The sequence below is a fragment of the Psychromonas hadalis ATCC BAA-638 genome (assembly GCF_000420245.1).
GTDB classification, from domain to species: Bacteria; Pseudomonadota; Gammaproteobacteria; order Enterobacterales; family Psychromonadaceae; genus Psychromonas; species Psychromonas hadalis.
This window is the reverse complement of the sequence record NZ_ATUO01000089.1, coordinates 1-15,742: the sequence shown is the minus strand read 5'-3', so window position 1 is coordinate 15,742 and position 15,742 is coordinate 1. Positions and strand designations below refer to the sequence as shown.

General features: G+C 38.0%; 16 protein-coding genes, 3 tRNA genes and 1 pseudogene. 16 read left to right on the top strand and 4 right to left on the bottom strand.

Annotation, left to right across the window (positions count from 1 at the left end):
* Positions 1-702 precede the first annotated feature (702 nt).
* The gene (locus G322_RS0111810) at positions 703-2,151 is read left to right on the top strand and encodes a methyl-accepting chemotaxis protein (protein ID WP_022941979.1); all 1,449 of its coding nucleotides are present in this window, start codon (positions 703-705) and stop codon (positions 2,149-2,151) included.
* A 355-nt stretch (positions 2,152-2,506) separates the two neighbouring features.
* A pseudogene (locus tag G322_RS21810) lies at positions 2,507-3,578 on the top strand (iron-containing alcohol dehydrogenase).
* A gap of 544 nt (positions 3,579-4,122) precedes the next feature.
* Here G322_RS21810 and G322_RS0111800 read toward each other — a convergent pair.
* Positions 4,123-4,587, bottom strand: a complete 465-nt coding sequence (locus tag G322_RS0111800; protein WP_022941978.1) for a chemotaxis protein CheX — start codon at positions 4,585-4,587, stop codon at positions 4,123-4,125.
* Positions 4,588-4,623: 36 nt separating this feature from the next.
* Positions 4,624-5,058, bottom strand: a complete 435-nt coding sequence (locus tag G322_RS0111795; protein WP_022941977.1) for a transcriptional repressor — start codon at positions 5,056-5,058, stop codon at positions 4,624-4,626.
* A gap of 129 nt (positions 5,059-5,187) precedes the next feature.
* On the opposite strand from G322_RS0111795, the gene murB reads away from it, so the two are divergent.
* The 5 genes from murB to G322_RS0111770 all read left to right on the top strand — a co-directional run bounded on the left by murB (position 5,188) and on the right by G322_RS0111770 (position 7,640).
* The gene (murB, locus tag G322_RS0111790) at positions 5,188-6,234 is read left to right on the top strand and encodes a UDP-N-acetylmuramate dehydrogenase (protein ID WP_022941976.1); all 1,047 of its coding nucleotides are present in this window, start codon (positions 5,188-5,190) and stop codon (positions 6,232-6,234) included.
* Positions 6,227-7,192 (top strand): bifunctional biotin--[acetyl-CoA-carboxylase] ligase/biotin operon repressor BirA, encoded by a 966-nt coding sequence (birA, locus tag G322_RS0111785; RefSeq protein WP_022941975.1) that lies wholly within the window; start codon positions 6,227-6,229, stop codon positions 7,190-7,192. Before murB ends, birA begins: the two co-directional genes overlap by 8 nt.
* 122 nt (positions 7,193-7,314) lie before the next feature.
* Positions 7,315-7,390: transfer RNA gene (locus G322_RS0111780), tRNA-Thr, on the top strand.
* Between the two features lie 10 nt (positions 7,391-7,400).
* Positions 7,401-7,484, top strand: a tRNA-Tyr gene (locus G322_RS0111775).
* Between the two features lie 81 nt (positions 7,485-7,565).
* Positions 7,566-7,640: transfer RNA gene (locus G322_RS0111770), tRNA-Gly, on the top strand.
* A 171-nt stretch (positions 7,641-7,811) separates the two neighbouring features.
* Here the strand turns inward: G322_RS0111770 and G322_RS0111765 are convergent.
* Entirely contained in the window at positions 7,812-8,018 is a 207-nt protein-coding gene (locus G322_RS0111765) for a helix-turn-helix domain-containing protein (protein WP_425413894.1), read from the bottom strand.
* A gap of 136 nt (positions 8,019-8,154) precedes the next feature.
* Between G322_RS0111765 and G322_RS0111760 the strand changes: the two genes are divergently transcribed.
* The 9 genes from G322_RS0111760 to G322_RS0111715 all read left to right on the top strand — a co-directional run bounded on the left by G322_RS0111760 (position 8,155) and on the right by G322_RS0111715 (position 14,988).
* On the top strand, positions 8,155-8,367 hold the full coding sequence (locus tag G322_RS0111760; protein WP_022941973.1) for a hypothetical protein: 213 nt from the start codon (positions 8,155-8,157) through the stop codon (positions 8,365-8,367).
* An 8-nt stretch (positions 8,368-8,375) separates the two neighbouring features.
* Positions 8,376-8,669, top strand: coding sequence for an Arm DNA-binding domain-containing protein (locus tag G322_RS0111755; protein WP_022941972.1), 294 nt, complete (start codon positions 8,376-8,378; stop codon positions 8,667-8,669).
* 160 nt (positions 8,670-8,829) lie between these two features.
* Complete coding sequence (locus G322_RS20620) at positions 8,830-9,144, top strand: hypothetical protein (RefSeq protein ID WP_022941971.1); 315 nt, start codon at positions 8,830-8,832, stop codon at positions 9,142-9,144.
* Positions 9,145-9,369: 225 nt separating this feature from the next.
* Complete coding sequence (locus G322_RS20615) at positions 9,370-9,780, top strand: DUF6398 domain-containing protein (RefSeq protein ID WP_156873959.1); 411 nt, start codon at positions 9,370-9,372, stop codon at positions 9,778-9,780.
* Between the two features lie 948 nt (positions 9,781-10,728).
* Positions 10,729-11,736, top strand: coding sequence for an NADPH-dependent aldehyde reductase Ahr (gene ahr, locus G322_RS0111740; RefSeq protein ID WP_022941969.1), 1,008 nt, complete (start codon positions 10,729-10,731; stop codon positions 11,734-11,736).
* Between the two features lie 210 nt (positions 11,737-11,946).
* A complete protein-coding gene (locus tag G322_RS0111735) occupies positions 11,947-12,126 on the top strand; it encodes a cold-shock protein (protein WP_022941968.1) in 180 nt (59 codons plus the stop codon).
* A 602-nt stretch (positions 12,127-12,728) separates the two neighbouring features.
* Complete coding sequence (locus G322_RS24545; RefSeq protein ID WP_022941967.1) at positions 12,729-12,851, top strand: hypothetical protein; 123 nt, start codon at positions 12,729-12,731, stop codon at positions 12,849-12,851.
* 578 nt (positions 12,852-13,429) lie between these two features.
* Complete coding sequence (locus tag G322_RS0111720; protein ID WP_022941965.1) at positions 13,430-13,684, top strand: helix-turn-helix domain-containing protein; 255 nt, start codon at positions 13,430-13,432, stop codon at positions 13,682-13,684.
* Positions 13,684-14,988, top strand: a complete 1,305-nt coding sequence (locus tag G322_RS0111715) for a type II toxin-antitoxin system HipA family toxin (RefSeq protein ID WP_022941964.1) — start codon at positions 13,684-13,686, stop codon at positions 14,986-14,988. The genes G322_RS0111720 and G322_RS0111715 overlap by 1 nt, the downstream gene beginning before the upstream one ends.
* A gap of 441 nt (positions 14,989-15,429) precedes the next feature.
* Here the strand turns inward: G322_RS0111715 and G322_RS20610 are convergent.
* On the bottom strand, positions 15,430-15,742 hold a 313-nt coding region (locus G322_RS20610), incomplete at its 5' end, for an IS30 family transposase (RefSeq protein WP_022941963.1).

Genomic DNA, 15,742 nt, shown 5'->3' with positions numbered 1-15,742 from the left:
GCTCAATTCTTGACGAAAAACGGAAGAAACGTTTCCATCATTTATTGTTCTCCTCTCTCTAATTTATTATATAGAGGTTTTTTTTACCTGTGGTTCAGTTGATTTCAAACGAGCGCTCAATTTTTGACGAAAAATGGAAGAAACGTTTCTATCATTTATTGTTTTCCTCCTTCTAATTTATTACTGGGTGGTTTTTTGTCTGGAAAGCAGGCCATTAAATGGCCTGATACCAATCATCTTCATTCGTCCGTCGTTATTAGTTTCCTCTACCATCTTTAAACTAGATAGCTTTACTCTATAACGTAATACCATTTCGCTTAATATAATAATCAGGTTTTATGTAGGGTGAATTGCTAAGGCCAAGGAGCATGATTGAGTAATAGCGGGCTATTACGATTGAATTCAACGCAGGTATTAGTAATTTAAAGCAGTAAAAACGATCAGTTACTTAGGCGAATTGGTATAATCCAATGTTCAGTGATCTTATCATCATATTCATCCTCGAATCATTATGGAGTCAATCCTCTGCCTCGGTTCATAACGAGGGATAATGCCAGAAGTTTCATCCTCAAAAAATAAACAACATATTTTGTAAGCAAAGGTTTAGAGAATAAAATAGAGTTCTTGATAGTTACTTGGCTCACATTTTGCTTTTTGGTTAATAAATATACTTATTTGATTTTATAACAAACGGAAATTGCGATGAAACAGATTAAATTTAGAAAAATTGATGCGCTAATGATAAAGCTCTCACTCAATGGGAAATTTTGGGTTATCTGTTTAATGGTGACATTTATTACTACCGCTATTGCACTGGTTAACTTAAACAATGCACAAAAAATAGCGGCTGAGAATTCCTTAGCAAGAGCGCAGTCTACGGTGAGTCTGCTTGCTAAAATAGCATTGCAGCGTAATTTAACAGATGATGATTTATCTGAATTTTCTCTGCGCCATAATGTAGATGTGGTTGTTTCATCGGAATCTCACCGCCAAGGCTCGAAATTAACGGTTAGTGCAGCGGTTAATCATTCATATCTGCGTTTGAGCATTGATGTCGAAAAATGGGAAAAGCAATTATTAGATAGTGCACAGATAATGCTTTGGGTGGCGTTGTTGGGTTTACTGCCACTTTTTCAGCTAAGTTACTGGACATCAACTTCTCTTGGCGGAGGTTTATGGGATATGTATATGGCGATTAAACGTTTGGCTGATGGCGATCTATCACAGCCCCTGAACTTTTTTGGTCGCGATGATTTCAGTCTAATCGCCACAGAAATTGATCGCAGTGCCGATAATATGAGTGAGATGATAGTGGCTATTGGAAAAAATGCATCGATGCTTGCACAGGCTTCTGATGAGTTTAATCAGCAGGCGCAGGAAAGTGATCAGTTAATTACATTACAGCATCAATTTTTAGATTCAGTTTCCGTTGCGATGGAGCAGATGACCATCGCGATTGAAGATGTTTCCCGTAATGCAGCGAGTACGTCGTTACATACAAAAGAAAACTCTCACCAAGCAGAATCAAGTAAAAAACAGATAGCAGAGACGGTAGTGCGTATCGCGGATTTAGTTGAAAAAATTGGTACCGCCTCTCAATCTGTTTTATCACTCTCGAATAATGCATCAAAAATAGGTGCTGTGGTAACAACCATTAACGGTATCTCTGAGCAAACTAATTTACTGGCATTAAATGCTGCGATTGAAGCTGCTCGTGCTGGCGATCAAGGGCGCGGATTTGCCGTGGTTGCTGATGAAGTGAGGACGCTCGCCGGGCGTACACAACAGGCGACAGTTGATATTCAGTCTATGATTGAAGGATTGCAGTCTGAAACTTCTACGTTGTCAAAAGTAACCAGTGAAATTGTGCAACAGGCAGATCAAGGCCGTAATGCGATCTCTTTAGTCGGGGAAGACGTAGACTCTATGGCAATTTCAACCAACGAAGTCTTTGATATGAGCTCACAAATTGCAGCTTCTGCTGAGCAACAAAGTGTATCAGCGCGGGATATTAGTAAGCAGTTAAATGAGATCAGAGAGCAGTCGAATACCATAAAAGAAACCGCCCAGCGATCCGTTGTTTTAGCGTCGGAGTTACGTCAGTCATCTGTGCAACTTGAAGGAATATTAGACCAATATAAGTTGCTTTGATAGTTCCTCCTTTTTACTCTATTTATAGTCGAGGTAATGATTTTATTTCAGTTAAAACATCAGAATAGAATGACTGGGAAGTGTGACTTTAACTATGATAAGCGTAACAGTTCACTAAAGTGTCGCTCCCAGAAATAATTATAAACACACTTAAAATGGCATAACAATATATGTCATTTTCTTTAGAGAACGATAAAACCCACAGATATTGTTAGTAACCATTTTTTTTATAGTGGTTATGGCTATTAATGATGCTTCGAACACTATTATTCCATGCACTTTCTTTTACACTTTCCTTGTATTAAAGTCAATATTAACAATTATTTAGGATTTATATACGGGTTCTTATTTTTTTATGCCAACAGTTAATTTAATGGGGGCTGGTTGTTTGAATGATGCAATCAGTAGTATCAAAGCGCAAGGTTTTAGAAAAGGATTAATTGTTACAGATAAAGTCTTAAATAAGATAGGTTTGGTTAAATAAGTGTCTGATTTGTTATCTAAAAATGAAGTTGCAACCGTTATTTATGATGGCACGCAACCTAACCCCACCATCAAAAATGTTGAAGATGGTCTTGTAATGCAGTAGCAATATAACTGTGATTTCATTATTTCATTAGGAGGGGGATCACCACATGATTGCGCCAAAGATATTGCCTTAGTCGCCAGCAATGGAGGAAAAATATCCGATTATGAAGGTGTCGATAAATCATCAAAACCTCAAATGCCATTGTTTGCCATTAAGACTACAGCAGGAACCGCTTCAGAAATGACCCGTTTTTGTATTATCACTGATGAAGAAAGTCATATTAAAATGGCAATTGTGGATAAACATGTTACTCCAACCATGTCTATTAATGATCCTGAATTGATGCTAGCGAAACCTGCTTACGGGTATGGATGCCTTAACACATGCAATAGAAGCTTATGTTTCCACGGCTGCAACGCCTATAACAGATGCCGTTGCGATTAAAGCGATTGAACTGATTGAGCAATATCTACGTATTGCAGTGAAAGATGGTACTAATATTGAAGCACGTGAACAGATGGCTTATGCACAATTTATGGCGGGCATGGCATTTAATAATGCATCACTTGGTTATGTTCATGCGATGGCACATCAACTTGGTGGTTTTTATGATTTACCACATGGTGTTTGTAATGCGGTATTACTTCCGCATGTACAGCGCTTTAATGTGAAAGTGGCGCCACAGCGTTTAGCGGATGTTGCAAAAGCAATGGGCGTTAATATTAAAGGGTTATCCGCTGAAGAAGGTGCAAATGCTGCATTAGGCGCAATTGTACAATTATCAAAAGATGTCGGTATTCCCGATGGGCTAGCTCAATTAGGTGTGAAGGAATGTGATTTTTCAATACTTGCAGAAAATGCTCTTAAAGATGTTTGTGGTTTTACCAATCCGATATAAGCATCTCATGCACAAATCACGGAAATCTTCCGTCAAGCAATGTAATGATTAAAGATAGATAATAATTTGTCTTTTCTTAAAAAAGAACCCTCTATTGTAATAGAGGGGTTTACAATAAATGACTGCTCAATCTTACTGGTTTAAATGAACTTCTTCTGCGTTGTAAATTTCGTAAAGGGAGCCACTATTTCTGCCTTAAACTGGCTCGTTTTTCCTGTGTAATATCTACATGTACTCAATCGCTAGCTATGACCCAATCATGCACCACTCTTAACTACTTTCTCTACGCAAATTCTGATCACTTTATTAAGCGGAATAGTATTATATCAATTCGCCTAAGTCACTGATCGTTTTGATTGGTTTAGATGACTAATACTTGCGTTGCATTCAATCGTAATAGCCCGCTATTACTTTGGCCTTAGCAATTTCCCCTGCGTAAAACCTGATCATTATATTAAGCGAAATGGCATTACTTTAATAAATTAATGACACAAAAGAACCTTCACTAAATTAATAGAGAAGGCATCTTTAAAGCGAAGTGAGTTTATTGGTTAAAGCAAATCTCAATAAAAGCAGTGCCATGCTCAGAGGTAAAAGGCATTAATACTTTTGCACCATCAACTTGGTGTTTAATGGTATGTGAGGGCCCAGCGACAACAATTGGTGTTGCCATACTAAACTCGAACCCTTTCTCTCCGAGTTGGCGTTTTGCCCCTCCTGCGACCATGTTGGTTATTTCACCGACCATATCAGTAATATCATCAGAGATCTCGGTAACCTCTTCTCCTACCATTAAGCGAAACACATTAAGTGCCAAGGCTTTATCAAAACTGATAGAAAAAGAACCTTTTGCGGTTGGCCCTACCATGCCAATTAAACCAGAAACATCACCACGTGCAATCGCATCTTTTTTAAGGCTTGGTTTACCTGGCTTTACTTCTATTTGTGCCATCGTTTGTAGTACATTAATAAAAGAGGATAAAAAAGGATTTACAAATTCTGCATTCATATTTTCTACACTTGTGTATGAGTATTATTTAAGTGATTAATTATAGAGACAGTTATGACAAATACCATGCGCTTCTAATACTTTATTAGTAATTTTAAAGCCAGATTGCTCCGCTTGGTCTGAAAATGCGTTATCTATCACAGGATCGCTAAGTTCTATCACCCGTTTACATTTTTCACAAATGAGCAATTGCATAGGGTGTTCACAACCAAAATAGTCACATTTTAGATAAGCATTTAAAGACTCAATGCGATGGATAAAATGGTGTTTTAAAAGAAAATCTAATGCACGATAAATAGTAGGAGGTTTCGCACTACTATCGTACTTTTTAAGTTGCTCTAATAATTCGTATGCACTTACCGCCCCTTCTTGCGCTAACATCAATAAAAAGACGCGCTGACGAAGTGTGGTGAAGCGCAATTTTTTTTGTTGGCAGATTTCAATAGCGCGTTGTAATGAAGCTGTGTGCATAGTAGTGGCTCATATTAATCATTGAGCTGTATCCTAGCATAGAAGCGAATTTCATTGAATTTAAAGCGATATTTGAAAAAATATGCTCTAATTGATGCTTTATGGTTCTATTTTCATAAGGCACCTCTAATGATAGAAACTAACTGCTCACTTAAGCCCTTCAATAGTTTTGCGATTGAAGCAAAGACAGAACAACTGTTCTACCTTAAAACACGCAAACAGTTCCCTGAACTATTAAATCATATAAAAATAGCAGAGCAGAATAAGAGACCTATTCTTATTTTAGGGGCGGGCAGTAATATTTTGTTTTGTGAAAACTTCGCGGGATTAATCATCAAAGTTGAGCTATCAGGTATTGAGATTATTGAATCAAAAAATAACTATCAACTGCATATTGGTGCAGGTGAAAACTGGCATCAACTGGTTGCAAATTGCATTGAAAAAGGCATTGATGGTTTAGAAAATTTAGCTTTAATTCCAGGTGTAGTAGGGGCTGCCCCCGTACAAAACATAGGTGCCTATGGTAGTGAGTTTAAAGACTTTTGTGAATCTGTGGAATACATCGACTTAGAAAGTGGTGAATTACACCGATTAACAACAGAGCAGTGTTTGTTTGGTTATCGAGATAGTATTTTTAAAACCGTTGTCTTGGGAAATTGTTTGATCACACAGGTAACCCTAAACCTAACTAAACAGTGGCACCCTAAAAGCCGTTATGGTGCGCTAAATGATTTAAAAGACAAAACGGCTAAACAGATATACCAATCTGTCTGCCAAATTCGCAGTGAAAAACTCCCTGATCCAGATAAATTAGGTAATGCAGGTAGCTTTTTTAAAAACCCAGTGGTAAATCAAGAGGTTGCCAATGCGCTACTCGCTCGTTACCCTACAATGCCTAATTACCCACAAAATGATGGTCGAATTAAACTTGCAGCGGGTTGGTTGATTGAACAAGCTAACCTTAAAGGTAGACAAATTGGTGGAGCCGTCGTGCATCAACAGCAAGCATTAGTGATTGTTAACCAAGGTGATGCGACGGCATCAGATATTGTGCAATTAGCCGCGTTAGTACGTGACACCGTAAAACAAAAGTTCAACATCGAACTGGAACATGAAGTGCGTTTTATTGGCGCGCAAGGGGAGACAAACTTGTCTGAGGTACTAAAACGTGTCTGAATTAAACAAACAAGGTAATAAATTATTAAAGCTCTTAGCGGATGGTGAGTTCCATTCTGGCGAAAAAATAGGTGAACTATTGGGGGTTTCACGCACTTCTGTAAATAACTATATTAAAGGGCTACAGGAGATAGGATTAGATATCTACAAAGTCACAGGGAGAGGTTATCAAATGGCTAATCCTATCGAGTTATTAGATGAAAAAATCATTCGTGTATTAAGTCACAATAAATTGGTAAACGTAGAGCAGATACTTAATTCAACCAATCAGTGGTTATTAGATAAGATTCCCAATATCAGCAATGGACAAACCTGTATTGCAGAGTATCAACTTGCAGGAAGAGGGCGACGTGGAAGAACGTGGGTTTCCCCTTTTGCCTCTCATCTCTATTTCTCATATTACTGGCGATTTGAATCAGGTATCGACAAACTCTCAGGGCTGAGTTTGCTGGTGGGTATTGCCACCGTGAACGCACTAGAAAAAAGTGGCATTCAAGGTGTCGCATTAAAATGGCCAAATGATCTTTATTATCAAGGTAAAAAATTAGCAGGTATCTTAATCGAGTTGAATGCACAAGCTAATGAGGCGTGTCATACCGTGATTGGTATTGGTATTAATGTGCGTATGCCACCCGAACAAGCAAAATTAATTGACCAACCTTGGGTAGATTTGAGTAGTTTAAGTACACAAAAAGTGGATCGTAATCGATTAAGTGCCACCCTGATTTCAGAATTACAAACATTGCTACCTGAATATGAAAAAACAGGATTAAAACCTCACCTGCAAAGATGGTTTGATCTGGACTGTTTTCTTGATAAACCCGTGAACGTCTTACTCGCTGATAAAAATAGAGCTGGCATTTGTCGTGGCATCGATGAAAGTGGCGCACTGTTATTAGAGATTGATAGCAAGATAGAAACCTATCTTGGTGGGGAAGTGTCACTGCGTTTACGTTAATTAGACAAAAAACAGGCGCTTTGATTTTTTTTTAAGCAATCAAACCGTTTTTTACCAATAAAGCCCAATAAAGGCTTGCAAGCTTTCCATAACTTCTCTATTATTCGCACCACTTAGACGGCGCCGACTTAGCTCAGTCGGTAGAGCAACTGACTTGTAATCAGTAGGTCACCAGTTCGATTCCGGTAGTCGGCACCATTTAAGTCCTGGAGGGGTTCCCGAGTGGCCAAAGGGAGCAGATTGTAAATCTGCCGCGTAAGCTTCGGTGGTTCGAATCCACCCCCCTCCACCATATTTTCACTCACTTGCCACAGTGAGTTAAGTAACCAACAATGCAACTGCATTGTTTTTTACTTTAAAGATGTACCTTAATGCGGGCATCGTATAATGGCTATTACTCCAGCCTTCCAAGCTGATAATGTGGGTTCGATTCCCACTGCCCGCTCCAAGTTTTATCTACATTAAATCAACCTATTATGGTTGATTTTTTCGTTTCTGCTTCCCTATCAAATTACATTTGTGGCAGGTTTGTGGCCAACTTGTGGCACACTCTCTTTATTGTTATCTCCCTAGTTCAATTTCCGTTACAGCATTAAAAAATTATTTTACTATTATTAATTTACTCTACAAATTCACCAGCTTCAAATAACTCTCCAATCGATACTTCTAAATAAGCGCATAATGCATCAAGGGCTTCAAGTTCTACTCTTGTTGCTGTTTCATTATATAAGCGCGTTATCGTTCCTCGATTAATTCCAGTATCTCTTGCTACGTCAGCAATTTTTAAGCGCTTAACCCCCATTATCTTTGATAAATGACACTTCAAAATGTTCTCCTTAGTTAAAAAATGTTCTACTGCGATGCAAAATGTCTTACAAAGGAGTATTTTAGTGCTATATTTTAACCTGTAGGAGAGCAAAGTTCTCTTTAGGCAGTTAGTTTTAATAATAGGAGAGTATATTATGGATATTACATATATGACAATTTTTGAGCTATCAGAACGAATTAAATATGATCAAAGAACAATTCGTGAGCAATTAAAAGATTCAGTTCTATTTGAAGGGGTACATTACATTCACCCATTTGGAGGAAGAAAAATTTTATACCTGTGGGAGCGCATCGAGGAAGAGATGTTGAATGGTGTTTCACTTAATTCATTAACAGTTAGTACGTGAGGTGAATGATGGGAAATATTAGCGCAAGAAGTAACAAGTTAGTACTTGAGTTCCGAGCTCAAGGTATCCGTTGCAGAGAGCAGACAAAATTGTCTGATACTCCTGTAAATCGAAAACGATTGGAGAAATTATTAAAAGTAATGGAAGCTGAAATCATGCTAGATACTTTCGACTTTTGTAAATACTTTCCAACGAGTAAACGTGCAGCTAAATTCGCTGAAATCAAACAACGCAAACAAACTGCATCTCACTATTTCAGCAGTGCTAATGCCCCAAGGTATTGTCAACTTAACGAAATTTGAACCAAAAACAACTGAAAATTTAAAAGTAACCTATTGATATATCGTTGTAAAACGAACCATTTTTAAGAGATAAACTTGTTATTTAGGCTTAAGTTGACAGTACCCCCCCGGTGAAAACCGTATAATAAAAGCGACTATTACTGCATTAAAAAGAACCAGAGTGGCAGTGGTGCATATTGAAGATAATGCCCGCTGGACTATCCCTTATTACTACATCAATCTGCAAAAGAGCAATACAGATATCACCTCGCACCATACAGAAACAGGGCTACATAGAAATGAGGTCAAAGTTGGAGATAAAGTTGGTTTTCTCGATAGAAACAATATGGAACTGTACGGAGATGTTATCCGCTTAAATCCTAAAACCGTCACGATAAATTGTCGGGACATGCAATGGCGTGTTGCTTACTGCTTTCTTTTTAAAATTATCAGCCCTGATATTGATGCATTACCAAGTAGCATTAAAGAAGGATAAGTGAGGGCGTTCACGACTTGGTGAGCTAGAAAATGTAACATGTTTACGCTAGATTAATGACTAAAATCACTTAGCCGCAACATGTCCGATTTGTTCCTGTAAACGGAATAAAAACAGTTGGTTATCGCTCCGCGATTATAACCAGCAATAAGCGGACGTTGGCGTTTTTTTCAAGAGTGTGTCATGTACAATATGCATCATTTTGTAAAGTGGGAAATAAGCACGGTGAATAAAACAGAAAGCGTCCCTAAAGCATTGATGGGTAAATACGAAGAAATAACATCTATTACTAATGCATTCTCAAAAAAGCACCTAGATGAAGAGTATGCTCAAGAAATTAGATTTATGGTCGCATTACTTTGTCGTAAACGGCCTTCGCCTTTAGAAAAAGGAAAAACAGTCAGTTGGGCTTGTGGTATTACTCATGCTATAGGGCTAGTAAACTTTCTTTTCGATCAAAATCAATCTCCTCACATAAAAGCATCTGATTTATACAAAAGCTTTGGGGTAGGTGAAAGTACAGGTCAGGGAAAATCTAAGAATATTCGCGATATGTTAAAGATGCGACAGTTTGATCCTAACTGGACTGTACCCAGTAAATTGTCAAGCAGCCCAATCGATTGGATGTTGCGTTAAAATTAGTCCTGTCCACATGATAAGTGACAAATATCGGTACTGTCATCTTATCGGGTCCTTAGCGGCTTGGCTTTCTACGGCGCTTAGGGGCACATACCGCCTTAGGAAATAAACTTATAATTTATTGAAATTCAAGATTAAAGACATGGCACCACGATTTCACGAGTAAACCTCACTAGGTTTCATGGCGTTTTTGCGCCAAATAGAAAAACAGAGTAGAGATCTCCCCCAATAAGGCTAAACAAAGAAAGCAGGGGGCACATCGAAAATCGGATGTCACTAAGCAAAAACAAAGCAGTGAAAAACGCAAATCAATAACCTGAGCGCAAAGGCTCAAACGGGTTTTTGGGATAGATATTGAAACCTGTCATCAATGTGGTGGTGTGGTTAAGATCATTGCAAGCATTGAAGATCCAGTCGTGATAGAAAAGATACTCAGTCACCTTCATAAAAAGAATGAAAAAATAGTAAAGAGCTTACAGCCGGAAAGTCGAGCCCCTCCTCAGATGAGTTTGTTTGAATAAAGGCAAGTTCATCATAAACAAAAGCAGCTGGTTTAGACAACAGCGGGAGGCACTTGTTTTTTACCTAGAATTTTGTGTAAACAGTAGAGTAATGCACGAAAAATGTCTGACTTTCGTTTCCTCATTGAGATGAAAAAGAGATAAATATGGAAAACATGAAGCAAAGCATATTTTCCATATTACGAAAAAGGATGTTTATTCTACCTATACTACAAAGACTTTCTAATTAAAACAGTTCGCAACATCACAGTTCCTTGTAGGGTTGTATTTATATTACAGTTTACAGGTTAGAAATTAGAGTTCTGTGATCTATTTACTGATTTGTGTTGTTAAGGCTTATCGGCTAATGTTTATCAAAGCCATTTATAGCTTCACTATCATTATTCAACTATCATTATTCAACTATCACTATTAAGGAATCACCATGAGCACAATTAAAGCCTACGCGGTTATGGAAGCTGGCGGTAAATTAGAACCGTTTGAATACGAGCCAGGCCCTTTGGCTGATCATGATGTTGAAATCGATGTCGATTATTGCGGTATTTGCCACAGTGATTTAAGTATGATCAATAACGAATGGGGTGCAACGCAATACCCGTTTGTACCTGGTCATGAAGTCGCTGGTCGTATTAACTCTGTGGGCAAGCACGTAAGCCATTTAAAGGTGGGTGATCGTGTCGGCTTAGGTTGGCATTCTGGTTACTGCAATACCTGTAATACCTGCTTAGAAGGTGACCATAACTTATGCGCAAGCGCTCAAGGGACTTTGTTTGGACGCCATGGCGGCTTTGCCGATAGAGTACGCGCTCAGGCTACGAGCGTCGTGGCATTACCTGATGCGTTGAGCAGCGAAAAAGCCGGCCCTCTTTTTTGTGGAGGAGTCACCGTTTACAATCCAATGAAACAGTTCGATTTAAAACCTACTGCAAAAGTCGCCGTGATCGGCATTGGTGGCTTAGGGCACATGGCGCTGAAATTTTTGAACGCTTGGGGTTGTGAAGTTACTGCATTCACGTCAACCGAAGCTAAGCGCGCGGAAGCATTAGAGTTAGGCGCACATCACACACTAAATTCTCGTGACGATGAAGCATTAAAAGGTGCAGCCAATAGCTTTGATTTAATTCTATCCACCGTCAATGTGAACTTAAACTGGGAAAGCTACGTGCAAACCCTGAAAGCAAAAGGCCGCTTACACTTTTTAGGCGCAGTGCTTGAGCCTATTCAATTAAGTGTATTTTCATTAATGGGCGCACAGCGTTCAGTTTCATCCAGCCCTGTTGGCAGCCCAAGCACCATTGCACAAATGCTTGAGTTTGCGGCACGTCATAAAATTGAACCTGAAGTTGAAGTATTTGATTTTAAAGATGTGAATGCGGCGATTGATCGCTTGGAAAATGGTAGCCCACGTTTTCGTGTTGTATTAAAAAATTAATATTTTTTAAGGTCTTAATTATTAAATAAAGATGCCGCACTTGATTCGCTCAAGCGCGGCATCTTTATGATGACTATCTAGATTTATAATGACGATCTAAATTTATACACCTAACTTAGCCCCCAAAACGTCGGCCATTAAAATATCGGGTGCTTGCGATAACCACTCATCTGCTTTTCCTAATAGTGCTTTGGCGATGTCGCCAGTTAAATGCGCCTGACGCTTCAAGGTACAGTTAAGTGGTTCAACGAATCTAAAGGTTTTGGTTTCATCGAGCAAGAAAATGGTCCAGACGTATTTGCTCACTTTAGTGCTATCGCTAGCGAAGGTTTCAAAACTCTAGCTGAAGGCCAAAAAGTTGAATTCACTGTAAGTGTTGTGGCTGAGTAATATTGGCCATGAATATAAAGGTTCCTGAGATTGAAAGGGGCATATGTGCGTTAAAAATTACTGTTGTATTTACCTTACTCCCAAAAGAATAAATGTCATTTTTATTTCAATTTCCAAACACTTCCCCCCCTTAATTCATTCAGTGAAATAACAACTTCCAATTTAATTAATACAAAAACTAACCGAAACCAATGCGTTATACAAAGATTTATGTGAGCGAGATCATTTTTATGTCATTAAGAATGAATTGAACTTGAAGCTATTTAATTACCAGTGCAATGTATCAACAATACAATGTAGCACAACATGTTGTGTCGTGAGCGCTCACGATGTGCATATGTAGTGTTTTTTGTTTTTTTGTTAAGTGCTTTGGTGGGAAAGATGAAAAAAATTGAACTTGCTAATAATTTGATACTAGGCTTCCATCCAATCGTTAATCGATTGATGGAAAATGATCCTATTTCATTAAAATCGACTCCATATTTTTTAATGTTAAAGATATAACAAAGTCGTATGATGGGGAGTATTGCTTCTCATTTTATAGTAGCTCTGATCCACGCAATGCATTTTTCTCTGTTCCCTGTATAGTAGCCCCAAGTCATATGAGCGAAATTAAAGATCTACATGCTCAACTTAAGAAGCAGTTAATAGATCAGAAAAAAAAGACAAAAGTGAGTAATGAACAGCTTGATTTGGTTGGGTATGGTGAGTTGTTGGATGTGTGAGGCAATAAAGTCTTCTACCTAATTACTGGCAGAAGACTCGCAATATTACTTGTAATATTGTTTACATCTTTTCGAATTGTGTTTCCAAGAGCGAGATAGATCACTAACGATAGATGGGTAATCATCCCAAGGATCTGCTAATACTCGGCCTCTAGCTGCTCTCAATTTAATGGGATAGCCTCTAATTTCAATCAAATGCATGAAGTAGAAGCTCTTCTCTTGCTTTGTGCTAAAAAACTTATGGGTTCCACTGCGTATGCTTGGGTATATTTCCCATGAATAATTGCAGTGGCTACGCTTAACGCAATGACGATAATGCTGTTTTAATTTTTTCATTTACCCTCCAGGTTTACAGTACCTAGAAAGGGTCTCCTTCAAAATAATTCATTTATGCTCCCGTTTTAATAAAGTTATAGTGGTATTTTAGTATGAAATTAGAGCAAATACACATGATGTTAATGAAAATTATTATTGTTAGCTTAGAAGGGCAAGATTTACCTCCTGTGGCGTGTAAAGGTTGATTTACCTGTTAAACAGTGTAATACTTAATTTACTTGTTATAGCGCGTAAGGTGCAATATGAAAATCTCCACAACAAAACAACTCAGTGCATACTTAAAGGATGTTCGTTTAGATAGTGAATTATCGCAAACAGATGTCGCGAAAAAAGTTGGCGTACGCCAAGATACAGTTTCAAATTTTGAGTTAAGATCTGGAACGACCAAGATGGATACCTTTTTTAAACTTCTTTCTGCGCTTGAGTTGGATTTTGAAATTACACCTCGTAATAGCAAAAAAAGCGATGATGAATCAGGCTGGAAAGAGGAGTGGTAATGGCTATCTTAGATGTCTACCTCAATGGCTATCTCGTCGGCGAGTTTAAAAAATCTAGTAATGGTGCTCATTCTTTTAGCTACTCAAATAGTTGGTTGGCATTGAGCGGAAGCCGCCCAATATCATTATCAATGCCACTGGTTAAATCCGAATATCGTGGTGATGTTGTCTATAACTACTTTGATAATTTATTGCCTGATAACTCAGAGGTCAGACAGCGCATTGTTGCTCGTTATCAAGCTGGCTCTTCTTTACCCTTTGATTTGTTATCGATGATTGGTAGAGATTGTGTAGGTGCTTTACAGTTATTACCAAAAGGGGAAGTCCCCCTTAACGTTAAAAATCTGGAATATAGAGCGCTAGATAATGAAGAGTTAGAAAAAATAATAATGGGATATCGTGCTGATATACCACTTGGTATGATTGAAGATCTACACGATTTTAGGATATCTGTTGCGGGGGCACAAGAAAAAACAGCTTTATTGAATATCGATCAAGCTTGGTGTTTACCCTTAAACTCTACGCCTACCTCGCACATTATCAAGCTACCTATCGGGCAGATACAAAGCCACTCTTACTCTCTTGATATGTCTGATAGCGTAGAGAATGAATTCTTATGCATGCAATTACTACAAGCTTACGGCTTATCTGCTGCTGGCTGTGAAATATTAACGTTAGAGGAGATGAATGTACTTTCTGTTGAACGTTTTGATCGCCAATATTCAAGTGATAAAAAATGGTTAATGAGAAGACCTCAAGAAGATTACTGCCAAGTATTTAATATACCTTCAGCCTTGAAGTATGAAAATCAAGGTGGCCCTGGTATTGAGCAAATAATGAGTCATCTATTAGGCTCAAAGAATGCAGTAAAAGATAGAGCTGATTTTATGAAGGCACAAGTGCTGTTTTGGCTGATGGGAGCATCAGATGGTCACGCTAAAAACTTTTCTATTTTCATTTTACCTGATGGACAATTTCAATTAACACCGTTTTATGATGTGTTATCTGTTTACCCTGTTGTGAATAAAAAAGGGTTGAATATTCGCCAAGTAAAACTGGCGATGGGCTTAAAAGCGACGAAAGGTAAAAAGTATCATATTAATAAAATTTACCCTCGACACTTCATTGAAACAGCAAAGCAAGTTGGGTTCGAAACGGCTAAAATGGAGAGTCTACTAAGTGGTATTAAAGTGAGTACTGAGCAAATAATTATTGATATTCAAGCTAGGTTACCAGTAAATTTTCCCAAAAATATATCAGAAAGTATATTCTCAGGGATGCTCACACAGCTTAAAAAATTGTAAATTTAGTTCCTGATGTTGAATTTTTTCAACATTAAAGCTCAGTGAATGTGTAGCTATAAAATAAAAATGGTCGTTATTGTTGTACAAAACGGTGGACAATAATTTAATTAGACCGTTTAATTCGATCAAAATCGGGCTTAAATGGTGTTGTTGTTTGTGGTGTAACTATTTGTTTTTAATCTATTTTGTTGTTTTTTAGTGACTTGTGTTTATTTAGTATTTAAGCCTTCCAAGCTGATAATGTGGGTTCGATTCCTACTGCCTGCTCCAAGTTTTATCTACATTAAATCAACCTCTTATGGTTGGTTTTTTCGTTTCTGGCCTCCAATAAAAACAGTGCGGTGACCAAACGGTGACCATCTGCTGTCCAAGCAATAATTTATCGCTACATTAGATCAATAACCTTTTAGGTGGCAGATTCAACCTTGAAATGCATAACCGCTACGCCACTAGTGCGGTTATGTGTCCTGCCATCATTTGAAGCGGGGTTTTAAAAAAAATCTTCTTTCTCGGCCTATTATTCAGCTGTATTAAATTCACCCTGACATCCTCATTGCGGACCAATTTAAAGTCGGTAGATTTTGGCCAATATTGTCGTAAAAGTCCATTGGTATTCTCATTTAATCCTCGTTGCCAAGAGCAGTAAGGATCTGCAAAATAATAGTCACAGCTAAGCTCTTTAGATACCTCTTTATGGTAAGCGAACTCCTTTCCATTATCTGCTGTGATTGTTAAAACACAGTCTGTAAATGGT

What these genes read in the sequence shown, in the direction of transcription:
- ahr (WP_022941969.1), top strand. Translation starts at nt 10,729, where the DNA reads ATGAGCACAATTAAAGCCTACGCGGTTATGGAAGCTGGCGGTAAATTA.
- G322_RS0111795 (WP_022941977.1), bottom strand. Translation starts at nt 5,058, where the DNA reads ATGCACACAGCTTCATTACAACGCGCTATTGAAATCTGCCAACAAAAA.
- G322_RS24545 (WP_022941967.1), top strand. Translation starts at nt 12,729, where the DNA reads ATGAGCGAAATTAAAGATCTACATGCTCAACTTAAGAAGCAGTTAATA.
- G322_RS0111755 (WP_022941972.1), top strand. Translation starts at nt 8,376, where the DNA reads ATGGGAAATATTAGCGCAAGAAGTAACAAGTTAGTACTTGAGTTCCGA.
- G322_RS0111810 (WP_022941979.1), top strand. Translation starts at nt 703, where the DNA reads ATGAAACAGATTAAATTTAGAAAAATTGATGCGCTAATGATAAAGCTC.
- G322_RS0111735 (WP_022941968.1), top strand. Translation starts at nt 11,947, where the DNA reads ATGCGCCTGACGCTTCAAGGTACAGTTAAGTGGTTCAACGAATCTAAA.
- G322_RS0111720 (WP_022941965.1), top strand. Translation starts at nt 13,430, where the DNA reads ATGAAAATCTCCACAACAAAACAACTCAGTGCATACTTAAAGGATGTT.
- murB (WP_022941976.1), top strand. Translation starts at nt 5,188, where the DNA reads ATGATAGAAACTAACTGCTCACTTAAGCCCTTCAATAGTTTTGCGATT.
- G322_RS0111715 (WP_022941964.1), top strand. Translation starts at nt 13,684, where the DNA reads ATGGCTATCTTAGATGTCTACCTCAATGGCTATCTCGTCGGCGAGTTT.
- G322_RS0111760 (WP_022941973.1), top strand. Translation starts at nt 8,155, where the DNA reads ATGGATATTACATATATGACAATTTTTGAGCTATCAGAACGAATTAAA.
- G322_RS0111800 (WP_022941978.1), bottom strand. Translation starts at nt 4,587, where the DNA reads ATGAATGCAGAATTTGTAAATCCTTTTTTATCCTCTTTTATTAATGTA.